General features: G+C 64.3%; 12 protein-coding genes. 7 read left to right on the top strand and 5 right to left on the bottom strand.

Annotated elements, in window-relative coordinates; translation table 11 throughout:
• Positions 1-260: 260 nt before the first annotated feature.
• Positions 261-1,175 carry a DMT family transporter gene (locus F3H98_RS03775; protein WP_149759274.1) on the top strand — a complete coding sequence of 305 codons (915 nt, stop codon included), beginning with the start codon at positions 261-263 and terminating at the stop codon, positions 1,173-1,175.
• A 22-nt stretch (positions 1,176-1,197) separates the two neighbouring features.
• Here F3H98_RS03775 and F3H98_RS03770 read toward each other — a convergent pair whose 3' ends face one another.
• From F3H98_RS03770 to F3H98_RS03760, 3 genes are all read right to left on the bottom strand, one after another.
• The gene (locus F3H98_RS03770; RefSeq protein WP_149758500.1) at positions 1,198-1,827 is read right to left on the bottom strand and encodes a CDGSH iron-sulfur domain-containing protein; all 630 of its coding nucleotides are present in this window, start codon (positions 1,825-1,827) and stop codon (positions 1,198-1,200) included.
• Positions 1,828-2,004: 177 nt separating this feature from the next.
• Complete coding sequence (locus F3H98_RS03765; protein ID WP_149758498.1) at positions 2,005-4,458, bottom strand: GcvT family protein; 2,454 nt, start codon at positions 4,456-4,458, stop codon at positions 2,005-2,007.
• Positions 4,455-5,345: a phosphotransferase family protein gene (locus tag F3H98_RS03760; protein ID WP_149758496.1), complete on the bottom strand. Its 891-nt coding sequence runs from the start codon at positions 5,343-5,345 to the stop codon at positions 4,455-4,457. Before F3H98_RS03760 ends, F3H98_RS03765 begins: the two co-directional genes overlap by 4 nt.
• A 189-nt stretch (positions 5,346-5,534) precedes the next feature.
• On the opposite strand from F3H98_RS03760, the gene F3H98_RS03755 reads away from it, so the two are divergent.
• Entirely contained in the window at positions 5,535-6,302 is a 768-nt protein-coding gene (locus F3H98_RS03755) for a DeoR/GlpR family DNA-binding transcription regulator (protein ID WP_149758494.1), read from the top strand.
• Positions 6,303-6,321: 19 nt separating this feature from the next.
• Here F3H98_RS03755 and F3H98_RS03750 read toward each other — a convergent pair whose 3' ends face one another.
• Positions 6,322-7,215 (bottom strand): NAD(P)/FAD-dependent oxidoreductase, encoded by an 894-nt coding sequence (locus tag F3H98_RS03750; RefSeq protein WP_149758492.1) that lies wholly within the window; start codon positions 7,213-7,215, stop codon positions 6,322-6,324.
• Entirely contained in the window at positions 7,205-7,654 is a 450-nt protein-coding gene (locus tag F3H98_RS03745) for an RrF2 family transcriptional regulator (protein ID WP_149758489.1), read from the bottom strand. Before F3H98_RS03745 ends, F3H98_RS03750 begins: the two co-directional genes overlap by 11 nt.
• Before the next feature lie 89 nt (positions 7,655-7,743).
• Here F3H98_RS03745 and F3H98_RS03740 point away from each other — a divergent pair, with 89 nt between their 5' ends.
• From F3H98_RS03740 to F3H98_RS03720, 5 genes are all read left to right on the top strand, one after another.
• Complete coding sequence (locus F3H98_RS03740) at positions 7,744-8,652, top strand: LysR family transcriptional regulator (RefSeq protein ID WP_149758487.1); 909 nt, start codon at positions 7,744-7,746, stop codon at positions 8,650-8,652.
• Between the two features lie 177 nt (positions 8,653-8,829).
• Positions 8,830-9,987, top strand: a complete 1,158-nt coding sequence (locus F3H98_RS03735; RefSeq protein WP_149758485.1) for an ABC transporter substrate-binding protein — start codon at positions 8,830-8,832, stop codon at positions 9,985-9,987.
• Between the two features lie 172 nt (positions 9,988-10,159).
• Positions 10,160-11,158: an ABC transporter ATP-binding protein gene (locus F3H98_RS03730; protein WP_149758483.1), complete on the top strand. Its 999-nt coding sequence runs from the start codon at positions 10,160-10,162 to the stop codon at positions 11,156-11,158.
• Positions 11,159-11,231: 73 nt separating this feature from the next.
• A complete protein-coding gene (locus F3H98_RS03725; protein WP_149758481.1) occupies positions 11,232-12,194 on the top strand; it encodes an ABC transporter permease in 963 nt (320 codons plus the stop codon).
• Between the two features lie 209 nt (positions 12,195-12,403).
• On the top strand, positions 12,404-13,219 hold the full coding sequence (locus F3H98_RS03720; protein WP_149758478.1) for an ABC transporter permease: 816 nt from the start codon (positions 12,404-12,406) through the stop codon (positions 13,217-13,219).
• Positions 13,220-13,221 lie beyond the last annotated feature (2 nt).

Here is a 13,221-nt window from a genome sequence, read left to right as displayed (position 1 = left end):
GGGAATGACGGATGTTTTTTGCCTCGTCGTCAAATCTTGCGATGCCGCGCTCTACGCTGAATGTTTTCGTTGTCCCCCATGAAGCCCGTCATTCCCGACCTCGTGAGCGAGGAACGAGCGGAGAGTGTCGGGAATCCATGCCGTGACCGTTGTCGAAGCGAGGATGGTTCAGATAGTCGTCTTCAAACACGTGCACACCCGAATAGGCATAGTTATTTCGCCTGCCCCTTGATATGGACCTGCCATTCGAGGGCAACACCATGACACTGTCGGAATTGCGGACGTCGAAAAATTTCATCCTGGCCGGCGTGCTGCTCATGCTGGGCGGCGATTTCCTGTTCGCCCTCAACGACGCCATGGGCAAGTGGCTGGTCGCCAGCTTCTCGGTCGGCCAGGTGGTGCTGATCCGCTCGATCGGAGCGTTCCTCATCCTCGGCCCGATGATCGCCCGCCAGGGCCCGGAAAAGCTCTGGCGCATGGAACGCCCCGGCCTTCAGCTGCTGCGCGTCATCACGGCCACGCTCGACACCGCGCTTTTTTATGCGGCGGTGGTCTATCTGCCGCTTGCCGACGTGATGAGCTTTTACATGGCGGGGCCGATCTACGTCGCAGCACTCTCGCATTTGCTGCTCGGCGAAAAGGTCGGCTGGCGTCGCTGGGCCGCCGTTCTGATCGGTTTCTGCGGCGTGCTGATCATGCTGAACCCGTCTTCGGCGGCGTTTTCGCTGCCCTCGATCTTCGCGCTCATCGGCAGCATTTCCTTCGCCTTTGTCATCATCCTCAGCCGGCTCCTGCGCGGTACCAGCGACACCACGTTGGTGACCTGGCAGACGGTCGGCGCATTGGTCGTCGGCGGGGCGCTGGCCATCGGCGACTGGAAGACCCCGGGCGCGCTCGATTTCGGAGCGATGCTGCTTCTGGGCGTGGTTTCCTGCGGCGCGCATCTGATGATCACGCGGGCGCTCAAGCTGGCGCCGGCCTCGACGCTGGCGCCTCTACACTACACGCTGCTTCTGTGGGCTGTCGTCTTCGGCCTGGTGTTCTTCAACGACGTGCCGAGCTCCCGCATCCTCATCGGTTCGGGCATCATCGTGCTTGCCGGCCTGTTTATCTTCCACCGTCAGAAGGTGGTCGACACTGTGCCGCCGGAGAATGTCGCAAGCACTATCAACTAATCGGAAGAATGAGCTTCTGAAACTACCCGACGAAGCCCACTGCCTTGTGGCTGCCGTCGCAGAACGGCTTGTTGTTGGAGTGTCCACAGCGGCACAGGAATGTCCGGGTTGTGCGCTCGATCGTGCGTCCGGTGCCCGAAACAACCTCGATGTTGCCTTCCACTTTAAGCGGGCCATTGGGCTGCGGCGCAGCCTTCACCGGTCCGTTGCGCACCGCCAGCGCAACCGAGTCTTTCGAAGCCGGCTCGCCGCTTGCGATGAAGCCGGCCTTGGTGTGGCTACCGTCGCAATAGGGTTTGTTCTCCGAGGCGCCGCAGCGGCACAGCGTGGCGCGGAACGACACCTCACCATTGATGTCGAGTTCGGCGCTGAAGGCGAGCGGTCCGTTCTCGCGCAGCCTGACGGTATTGACCACCGGCGGCTTTTCGTCGGCGCCGCCGTCCTTGCGGTGGTAAGTGATGGCGCCGGACGGGCAGGCATGCGCGATCAACACAACAGCCTCGACCGAACCCGCTTCAGGATGGATCCATTCGCCGGGCGCGTTGGGCACGAAGACATCCGGATTGCCGAGCACGCAGTTGCGCGAATGGATGCAGCGCTCGCCGTCAAAGCCGATGTCTATCTTTTCGCCTTCGACAAAACGTCGTGCCATGGGTCAGCCCTCCTTCGCTTGCCTGCGCCGAGATTATCACGCTGCGGAGGAAAACAAAGTCAAACGGCTGCCCGAAAGCTCAGGTAGGCATCGTTCGACCGCCGCGATGCAGGCGATCGTTGAGCGAACGACTGGTCGCTCCGGAATCTGGCCGCGAGGAAATCTCGACCGAAGCTGTTATGCCTTTACCCGGTCGCTCTTCGGGTCGTAGAGCGGCCCGAGATGGATTGTCGCCGGCGTCTTCTCCATCGCCACCACCAGTTCGTAGTCGCCCGCCGTCAGGAAATCGTCGTCGACGCCGCCGGTGTGGCGCACATACCCGTAGCCGATGGGTTTGCCGACGGTATAGCCGTAGCCGCCGCTGGTGAGATAGCCGACCGGCTCGCCATTGCGCAGAATCGTCTCGCGGCCGAGAAGCACGATATCCGGATCGTTCGTGGTGAAGCCGACGAGGCGTTTTTTCAGCGGTTCGTTGTGCACCTTTTCCAACGCCTGGCGACCGAGGAAATCCTTGTCCTTGCGCAGCTTCACCGCCCAGCCGAGCCCCGCCTCGAACGGCGTGTCGTTGGGCGTGATGTCCGAACCCCAGGCGCGGTAACCCTTCTCCAGCCTGAGCGATTCCATGGCGCGGTAGCCGACCGGGCGGATGCCGTGCGGTTCGCCCGCCGCCATCAGTGCGTCGAACACCGCGCCGGCGGCGTCGGTGGGCGTGTGCAATTCCCAGCCGAGTTCGCCGACATAGGTGACGCGCAATGCCCGGATCGGGTGGCCGGCGATCTCGATCTCGCGAACATGGCCGAACGGGAAGCCGCCGTTGGAAACGTCCGGATTGGCGACCGCCGCCAGCACATCCCGCGCTTTCGGCCCCATCAACGACAGCGTGGCGAAATCCTCGGTCACGTCGGTAAGTGTGGCGTCCAACCCGGCCGGAATGTGATCGCGTATCCAGGAGGAATCGTGGGTGCGGAAGCCGGTGCCGATGACGATGTAGAATTTATCCCGAGCCAGCCGCGCCACCGTCAGGTCGGCCTCGATGCCGCCGCGCGTATTGAGGAGCTGCGTGTAGGTGATCCGCCCCGCGGGCTTGTCGACATCGTTGGCGCAGATGAAGTCCAGCGCCCGCAGCGCGTCGGGTCCGGTCAGCTCATATTTGGCGAAGGACGACTGGTCGAAGATGCCGACCTTTTCGCGGACATGACGGTGCTCGTCGCCGACGGGAGAAAACCAGTTCTGCCGTCCCATCGAATAGACGTCCTCGGCCTCTCTGCCTTCGGGCGCGAACCAGTTCGGCCGTTCCCAGCCGAGTTTTTGCCCGAACACTGCACGATGTTTTTGCAGGCGTTCGTAGAGCGGCGACACCAGCGCTGGCCGGCCGGATTGATATTCCTCGTGCGGAAAGCCGATCGCGTAGTGCTTGCCATAGGCTTCGAGCGTTCGGTCGCAGACCCATTGCCGGTCGCGGTGCAGGCCGGAGAAGCGGCGGATGTCGACCACCCACAGGTCGAGCGGCGCTTCGCCGTCGACCACCCATTGCGCCAGCACCCAGCCGGCGCCGCCGCCCGACGCGATGCCGAACGCATTGAAGCCGGCGCCGACGAACATGTTGGGGCATTCGGGAGCAGTGCCGAGGATGAAATTGCCGTCCGGCGTGAAGCTTTCCGGCCCGTTGATCATCTGCTTGACACCGGCCGTCTCCAGCGCCGGCACGCGCGCGATCGCCTGGCTCATATGCTGTTCGAAATGATCGAAATCGTCGTCGAAAAGCCGGAACTCCCAGTCGGCGGGCACGTCGCCGCCGGCAAGTCCGGTCCGCCATGGCTGTGGGTTGGGTTCGTAGCCGCCCATCACCAGCCCGCCCACCTCCTCCTTGAAATAGGTGCGGCGGTCGGGATCGCGGATGGTCGGCGCGTCGGCCGCCAGCCCGGCGATCTTTTCGGTGATGATGTACTGGTGCTTCACCGGCTGCAAAGGCACGTTGATGCCTGCCGCCGCACCCACCTGCCGCGCCCATTGGCCGGCGCAGTTCACCACCTTCTCGCAGGCGATCGAGCCCTGGCTGGTCTTCACCGCGACGATGCGGCCGTCCTTCATGTCGAAGCCGGTGACGCGCACGTCCTCGTAGAGCTTCGCACCATGCATGCGCGCGCCCTTGGCCAGCGACTGGGTGATGTCGGAAGGGCTTGCCTGGCCGTCGGTCGGCAGCCACGAGGCGCCGACAAGGTCGGAAATCTCCATCAGCGGCCACATCGCCTTCGCCTCGGCCGGCGAGATCAGCTGCATCTCCATGCCGAAGCTTTTCGCCGTCGTCGCCAGCCGCTTGAATTCGGTCCAGCGATCGCGGGTTGTGGCAAGCCTGAGACATCCCGTCATCTTCCAGCCGGTGGCAAGCCCGGTCTCAGCCTCCAGCCCCTTGTAGAGATCGACCGAATATTTGAGCACGCGCGTGATCGACGCCGACGAGCGCAACTGCCCGACCAGCCCCGCCGCATGCCAGGTCGAGCCGGAGGTCAGCTTGCCCTGCTCAAGCAGCACGACATCTGCCTTGTGGTCGCGCGCCAGATGGTAGGCCGTCGAGCAGCCGATGATGCCACCGCCTATGACGACGATCTCAGCATGCGTGGGCAATGTCATGGGTGGTCGGTTCCGTATTGCGTTCGGTAGCTGTCGAGTGCTGCTTCAAGCCGCGACAGGTTTTCCCTGGTGTAGGCGACGTAGTCGGCTCCGGGCGCCGTCAGGTGCAGTTCCGAAACCAGGCTCCACATCGTCTCGCGCAACAGCGAGGCGCATTGCATGGCGAGATGCGAGCGTTGGGTTTGCCGGTCCGGCTCGCGACCGAAGTAGGCGGTGAGCAATTCGCCGGATTCGGCAGCCGTCATGCCGGCATTGGAGGCGATGCCGGCGAGGTCGAACATCGCCGTGTTGAAGCCGGCATATTCGAAATCGATCAGCCAGAGCCTGTCGCCGTCGTCGAGAAAATTCGCCGGCAGGAGATCGTTGTGGCCAAAGATCACCGGCAGCGGCATCTGCACGCGCTCCAGCTCGTCGGCGAGCGCGAGATAGCGCGGCAGTTCGCCCTTCATGCGGCTGCCGCCGTCCTCCAGCGTGCGCGCATAGTCGCGGATCACATGGAAGACCCAGAACATGAAGCCGGCGCCCGAAACATGCATCGGCATGGTCTGGTGGAAGTTGCGCGCAAGTTCGGCGATGCGCGACCGGTTCTGGCGCACATCATCCGCGGCGTAGGTCTTGGCGCCGAGAAACTGCGTCACCATCACGCCGGGTTGCGCGTAGCGCACTTCCGGCGCGAAACCCGCGGCGTGGGCGGCCTTCGCCACCATGATCTCGCGCGCGCGGAAGACGTGGTGAAACGGGAAGTCGCTGCCGAAGCGCACGACATGCTTGCCGGCGGTATCGCTGACGACCCAGCTCTCGTTCGATAGCCCGCCCTTCAGCGGTTCGATCGCGATGCTGCCGTTCCAGCAAGGCAGCGCCCGAATGCGGTCCTCAGCCTTTGTCATGCACTTAGCCGGCATTCCCCCCAAGCAGTCGAAGAAGACCCTCGCGCCAACATGCTGTCAATGCCCACTTGTGGCTTCTTGTGCCTTTTTGACCGGTTGGTGACGGTTTTTTGTTCGATACTCGAAAAATTTGATACCGGACGGCCCGGAAATGTTGAGTCCAGGCCAAGAGGCTGACACAGTAGTGTCATGAACCATTCGAAGCGCCATAGCGACATCCTGCGGCTGGTGCAGGAAGAAGGCACCATAACCATCGCCAGCCTGGCCGACAGGCTGGGCGTTTCGCTGGAAACCATCCGGCGCGACGTGAAGCCGCTCACGGGCGACGGCTCGGTGCTGAAAATGCACGGCGCCATCGGCCTGCCGAGCTATTCGGGCGAAGCGCCGTTCGAAAAGCGCATGCGCGAGAACAGCGAGGCCAAGCGGGCGATCGCCGGCCATGTCGCAGCCAGCATCCAGGATGGCGATTCCGTCATGATGGATGCTGGCGCCACCACCAGCTTCCTGGCGCGCGAACTGCTGGGGCATCGCCGGCTCACCGTCATCACCAATTCCTCCGACATCGCCCGCACGCTGGCCACCGTCAACGGCAACAGGGTCTATATGGCGGGGGGCGAACTGCGCAGCGATTCAGGGGCGGCGTTTGGCGTGTCGGCGATCGACTTCGTCTCGAAGTTCAGCGTTGCCCACGCCATCATCTCGGCCGGCGCCGTCGATCTCATCGGCGGCATCATGGACTACAACCTCGAGGAGGCGGAATTCGCCAGGATGGTGCTGGCGCGCGGCGCCCGCTCCCTGGTCATCACCGACCACACGAAATTCGGCCGGCAGGGGCTGGTGCAGGTCTGCGGCTTTTCGGGTTTCGGCGAGCTGGTGACCGACAGCGCTCCGCCGCGCGATATCGCCAACGCGCTGGCCGATGCCGGCGTGCGGCTCACCGTTACGGGTGTGGCTTAGCCCTCGGGCAACAACCGGTCTAGCCGAAGACGAGCGATTGATGCGCGCCGATGCCGGCCATGGCGCCGGCCGCCACCGCCAGCGCGACACTGTGCATGGCCCGCGCCATGTCGCCGGCGGCGTAGACGCCCTTGATGCTGGTCTGCTGGCGCTCGTCCACCTTGACCACGGGGCCGAGCATGCCGTCCTCGAAACTGCAGCCGAGTTGCTCGGCAAGCGGGCTGGTCATCGCCGTCTTCGGTGCGGTGAACATCGCCTTCAGCGCGTGTGCGGCGCCGCCGGCCAGGGTGACGGCAAGTCCGGCGGGACCGCCTTCGACACCCGCCACGGCGGCCGGCTCGAAGCCGATGCCGCGCTTTCGCAACGCCGCCATCTGCTCGTCATCAGGCACGAAGATGCCGTTGCCGAACAGCGTGACATCGCCCCAGTCGGCGACCAGCAGCGCCTGGTGCACAGACAGCGCGTTGCGCGCCAGAACGCCGAGCCTGCCGCCGCCGGTTTCGTAGCCGTGGCAGTAGGGGCAGTGCAGCACGGTCTTGCCCCATTGCTCCTTGAGGCCGGGAATATCCGGCAGCGTGTCGCTGATGCCTGTGGCAAGAACCACCCGGCTTGCGGTGACGGCGTCGCGGCCTTCCAAGGTTATCTTGAAACCGCCATCCGTCGCCCTGGCTTCGCTTGCCAGCGCTTCGGTGAGGGTTGCGGTGGGATAGGCAAGGAATTGCTCGCGCGCATCGTCGAGGATCGCGCGCGGCGTTCTGCCATCCTGGCCGAGGAAGCCGTGCGAATGATCGGAAAAACGGTTGCGCGGCTGTGCTCCGTCGATGACCAGCACCTTGCGGCGCGCCCGTACCGCCTGAAGGGCAGCGGAAAGCCCGGCAAAGCTGCCGCCGACGACGGCGATGTCATACTGCATGACGGGTAACTCCAATCCTGTCGAAACGTTTGCGGTAATCGGTGGCGAGGTCGGCCAGCGTGTAGCGTCCGAGTTTTTCGGCAAGCAGCCTCTCGGCCTCGCTGCGGAATTCTTCGAGCATGGCGATCACCGCTTCCTCGACCAGGCAGCCCGGACTCTCAGGCTCGGTGCTGAACGGCAGCAGCGATTCCCCGAGCGCGGCGCTCACTTCGGCCAGCGTGATTTCTTCCGGCGGCCGCGACAGCTGCCAACCTCCGCCAGGACCGCGCGTCGAGGAGACGATGCCCGCCTCGCGCAGCCCCGCGATGGTACGGCGCACGACCACCGGGTTGGTATGGATAAAGGAGGCGAGGTGCTGCGAGGTAAGCGAGCGGGCGTCCGCCTCGGCCATGTGGGTGAGTATGTGGAGGGCGGAAGAGAGCCGGCTGTTGCGTTTCATGTAACTTAATTAGTTACGAATAGGCGACGCGTCAAGATCGGGTCGGCCCGCCCTTCCCAACCTCCGGTCGAGTGTGTTTAGTCCAGCCCATGGCGTTCACCATCAGGCAGCTGCAATATTTCGTCGCCGTGGCCGAGCAGGGCACGGTGTCGCGCGCCGCCCAGAACCTGTCGATCTCGCAATCCTCCGTCACCGAGGCGATCAAGGAACTCGAAACCGATCTCGGCGTCGAATTGTTCGAGCGCCATCCGCGCGGTCTCTCGATTACTCACAAGGGCCACCAGTTCCTGCGCCACGCGACGAAAATCCTCGCCGACGTTTCGGATGCGCGGCGCACCTTTTTCGGCGAACAGCCGGCAACGACCGGCCGGCTGCAGCTCGGGGTCACCTCCATGGTGGCGGGTTACGTGCTCTCGGATCTTCTCGCCCGTTACCGCCGCGCCCATCCCGCCGTGGAGATTTCCGCGATCGAGGACAATGGCGACTACCTCGAGCACCTTCTGGTCGGCGGCAAGCTCGATGTCGCCGTCATGGTCACGTCCAACCTGCGCGACCGCATGGCGCTGCAGTCCGAAATCCTCGAAGTCTCGTCTTACCGCCTGTGGCTGCCGCTCGGCCACCCGCTGGCGGCGGCCGAGATCATCGGCATCGGCGACCTTGCCGGCCAGCCGCTGATCATGCTCACCGTCGACGAGATCGAGGAGAATACCGGCAAGCTGCTCTCGGCGATCGGCGCCAAGCCGCATGTCGCCTTCCGCACCCGCTCGGTGGAGGCGGTGCGCAGCCTTGTCGCCACCGGCGCCGGCATCGCGCTTCTGCCCGACCTCGTCTATCGCCCCTGGTCGCTGGAAGGCGACCGCATCGAATCGCGCGATGTCTCCGGCTCCCTGCCGGTGGTGCAGGTCGGCATGGTGTGGCGGCGCGGTTCCGGCCTGCCGCAGGCGGCGCGCGATTTCATCGGCATCGCCCAGTCTCAACGAACGGTCAGGCAGCGCTGAACCGCTTGCGCATACGATCGCGATCGTATGCATACAAATGATCGAAATATCTATCGGAAAAACCGATACCGACCTTCTGATAAATGAATTTGCGAATGCTCTTTTTTCGGATCACCTTGCGGGAAGGGAACCAAAGTCGCTGATCAATGCGGCCCCTCTGAATGGGAGAGAGTCGGAATGAAGTCGTTTCTGAAATCCTTTACCGCCATGGCGCTTGCATTGAGCTTTTCCGGCCAGGCGATCGCCCAGGTGAAAGAAATCGGCGCTGGCGAGGGGCAGGTGAACATCGTCGCCTGGGCCGGCTATCTGGAACGCGGCGAGACGGACCCGAAGTTCGACTGGATCACCAAGTTCGAAGAGGCCAGCGGCTGCAAGGTCAACGTCAAGACCGCCAACACCTCCGACGAGATGGTGGCGCTGATGAACGAAGGCGGCTTCGACCTCGTCACCGCGTCCGGTGACGCGTCGCTGCGCCTCATCGCCGGTAAGCGGGTGCAGCCGATCAACATCGATCTCGTCAAGAGCTGGTCGACGATCGACGATCGCCTGAAGGACGCGCCCTGGCACACGGTCGACGGCGTCCATTATGGGGTGCCCTACATGTGGGGGCCGAACGTCCTGATGTACAACACCAACGTCTTCAAGGAAGCGCCGAAGAGCTGGAGCGTCGTCTTCGAGGAGACGAACCTGCCGGACGGCAAATCCAACAAGGGGCGCGTCCAGGCCTATGATGGACCCATCCACGTCGCCGATGCCGCCAACTACCTGATGGCGCACAAGCCAGACCTCGGCATCAAGAACCCCTACGAGCTGAACGAGGACCAGTACAAGGCAGCGCTCGACCTGTTGCGCGCGCAGCGCACTCTGGTCGGCCGCTACTGGCACGACGCGATGATCCAGATCGACGATTTCAAGAATGAGGGCGTCGTCGCTTCCGGCTCGTGGCCGTTCCAGGTCAATCTCCTGCAGCGCGACAAGCAGCCGATCGCTTCGGTTATCCCGGAAGAAGGGGTGACGGGCTGGGCGGACACCACCATGATGCATGTCGACAGCGCCAACCCGAACTGTGCCTACATGTGGATGGAGCACAGCCTCGCCTCCAACCTGCAGAGCGATCTGTCGGTGTGGTTCGGCGCCAACCCCGCCGTGCCGGCCGCCTGCACCGACGGCCGCGGCATGCAGACCAAGGAAGGCTGCACCACCAACGGCATGGACGATTTCGAGAAGGTGAAGTTCTGGACGACACCGACCTCGAAGTGCGCCACGCAGGGCGACAAATGCGTGCCGTACTACCGCTGGGTGTCGGATTACATAGGCGTCATCGGGGGACGGTGACCCGACGGGCGGAGCGCGGCCCGCCACGCTCCGTCCTCACCCCTCATCCGACCTCGCTTTGACCGCTCGCCTCTCACACAGGGGCAGAAGGTGGACCGGCGCGAAGCGCCGGGACGGATGAGGGGTGCCGAACAATGCGGCTCGCGCGGGCCGCGAACGCTAGAAAGTACCGATGACCTCCGCCGTTTCCTTCAGAAAGACCTCTCGCCATTTCGGCAGCGTGCGCGCCGTCGATGCGGTTGATCTCGACATCGTGCCGGGCGAATTCTTCGCCATGCTCGGCCCTTCGGGTTCGGGCAAGACCACCTGCCTGCGCCTCATCGCGGGGTTCGAGCAGCCGACCGCCGGCGAGATACGCATTTTCGGCGAAAAGGCAGACGGCGTGCCGCCGTACCGGCGCAACGTCAACACCGTGTTCCAGGACTATGCCCTGTTTCCGCATCTCAACGTGCTCGACAATGTCGCTTACGGCCTGATGGTCAAGGGCGTCGGCAAGGCCGAGCGGCGCCAGGCGGCCGAGGACGCGCTGAAGCTTGTCGCGCTGCCGGGATACGGCGCGCGCCGCCCGGGCCAGCTTTCGGGCGGCCAGCGCCAGCGCGTCGCGCTCGCCCGCGCGCTGGTCAACAAGCCGAAAGTCCTGCTGCTCGACGAGCCGCTGGGCGCACTCGATCTGAAGCTGCGCGAACAGATGCAGGAAGAACTGAAAGCGCTGCAGCGCCGGCTCGGCATCACCTTCGTCTTCGTCACCCACGACCAGGGCGAGGCGTTGTCGATGGCCGACCGCGTCGCCGTCTTCAACGACGGCAAGATCATGCAGGTCGGCACGCCGGAAGAGATCTACGAAAAGCCGCAGTCGCGCTTCGTCGCCGATTTCGTCGGCTCGTCCAACGTCCTGCCGCCGGATTTCGTACAGCGCTACGCCGGGCAGCGGCGCTGGGGCAGCCTGCGCCCCGAACGCATCCGCATCCACCGCGCAGCCAGCGGCGACGGCGTGCGCGCCCGGGTGCTTGCCATGCACTATGTGGGTGCCGCCACCCGCGTCGCGCTCGACGCCGACGGCCAGCGGCTCCACGCCACGGTGCCCACCGGCGCCATGCTGCCCGCCGAGGGCGACGAGGTCATCCTCACCTTCAACCGCGACCAACTGCATCTGATGGACGGGGAAGGATGATGGTGGCGCCTAGCTTTTGCAAGGGCTTCGCCCCGCGTAGAGCGCAAGCTTCGCGCATAGCGAGGGCGCCCCGTTGACCCTCACCGCGACCCATCCCGCAGTTCCCGCCATCCTGCCGCCGCGCGGCGGCTTGTTCGGCAGCCTGTCCGACACCTTGTGGCGCAATCCCAAACTGCTTCTGTTCCTGATGCTGACGCCGCCGCTGCTGTGGCTCGGCGTTGTTTATCTCGGTGCGCTGTTTGCGCTTCTCCTGCAGAGCTTCTTCTCGATCGACGAGTACTCCGGCCTCATCGACTGCCGCTTCACGCTGAAGACCTATGGCGAACTGCTGCAGGCCGCGAATGTCGACATCATCGTGCGCACCGTGACGATGGCGGCAGCCGTCACGGTCGCCTCTGCCGTCGTCGCCTTCCCCATCGCCTATTTCGCGGCGCGTTACGCCAGGGGCAAATGGAAGGTGCTCTTCTATCTCGGCGTCATGCTGCCCTTGTGGTCTAGCTACCTCGTCAAGATCTACGCCTGGAAGCTCATCCTCGCCAAGGAAGGCATCCTCACCTGGCTGCTCGCCAAGCTGCATCTTCTCGGGTTGCTCGATGCCTGGCTGTCGCTGCCGGTCGTCGGCGGCAACTCGCTCTCGGTCTCCTTCACCGGCACCTTTATCGTCTTCGTCTATGTCTGGCTGCCGTTCATGATCCTGCCCATCCAGGCGGCACTCGAGCGCGTGCCGGGCAACCTCGTCGAAGCCTCGTCCGACCTCGGCGCCTCACCCGGCCAGACCTTCCGCAACGTCTTGCTGCCGCTGGCGCTGCCCGGTGTCGTCGCCGGCTCGATCTTCACCTTCTCGCTGACGCTGGGCGACTACATCATCCCGCAGATCATCGGCACGTCGCGGCTGTTCATCGGCCAGGCCGTCTACGCGCACCAGGGAACCGCCGGCAACATTCCGCTCGCCGCCGCCTTCACCGTTGTGCCCATCGTGGTGATGGGTTTCTACCTCTGGATGGCGCGGCGCATGGGAGCTTTCGATGCGCTGTGAATTCGGGATGATCCGAGACTTTCGACCTGTTGCGCACGAGGTGGAAGCACCCCCACTCCGTCGCGCTATGCGCGACACCTCTCCCCCTGCCTGGGGGAGAGGAAAAGCGGAGACGTTGGCGACCTTCCTCTCCCCCGTCGACCGGGGGAGAGGTGCCGAGCAAAGCGAGGCGGAGTGGGGGTCGATACTCCCCTCGCAAGGAGCCTTCCATGCGCTCTGACCGCTCCCAATCCGCGCCGCTCGGCCTGAAGATCGCAGCCGCCTGCGGCCTGCTCTTCCTGCACCTGCCGTTGCTCCTCATCTTCGTCTATGCCTTCACAACGGAGGAGAAGTCCTACCAGTGGCCGCCGCCGGGACTGACCACGCAGTGGTTTGCCGCGACATGGAACCGTCCCGATGTCTGGCAGGCGCTTAGCCTCTCCGTGCAAGTGGCGGCGATCTCGACGGCGATCGCGCTGGTGCTCGGCACCTTGTGCGCCGCAGCCGTCAGCCAGACGCGGTTTTTCGGCCGTGAGACGATTTCGCTGCTGGTCATCCTGCCTATCGCCTTGCCCGGCATCATCACCGGCATTGCGCTGCGCGCCGCCTTCAACCTGGCCGAAATCCCATTCTCCTTCTGGACGATCGTGCTCGGCCACGCCACCTTCTGCGTGGTCGTCGTCTACAACAACGCCGTCGCCCGCTTCCGCCGCACCTCCGGCTCGCTGATCGAGGCCTCGATGGACCTGGGCGCCGACGGTTTCCAGACCTTCCGCCATGTGATCCTGCCCAACATCGGGACAGCACTTCTGGCCGGCGGCATGCTCGCCTTCGCATTGTCGTTCGACGAGGTCATCGTCACCACCTTCACCGCCGGCCAGCAGCAGACGCTGCCGATCTGGATGCTGGAGGAACTGGTGCGGCCGCGCCAGCGTCCAGTCACCAATGTGGTGGCCATGGTGGTGGTGCTGGTGACGCTGCTGCCGATCCTTGCGGCCTACTATCTCACCCGCGACGGCGACCAGATCGCCGGGGCGGGGAAATGAAC

Origin of the sequence: Neomesorhizobium albiziae (assembly GCF_900114255.1) — a bacterium.
In the GTDB taxonomy this organism is placed as follows: domain Bacteria; phylum Pseudomonadota; class Alphaproteobacteria; order Rhizobiales; family Rhizobiaceae; genus Neomesorhizobium; species Neomesorhizobium albiziae.
The sequence above is the reverse complement of the archived record's forward strand: the minus strand, read 5'-3'. Positions and strand labels throughout refer to the sequence as shown.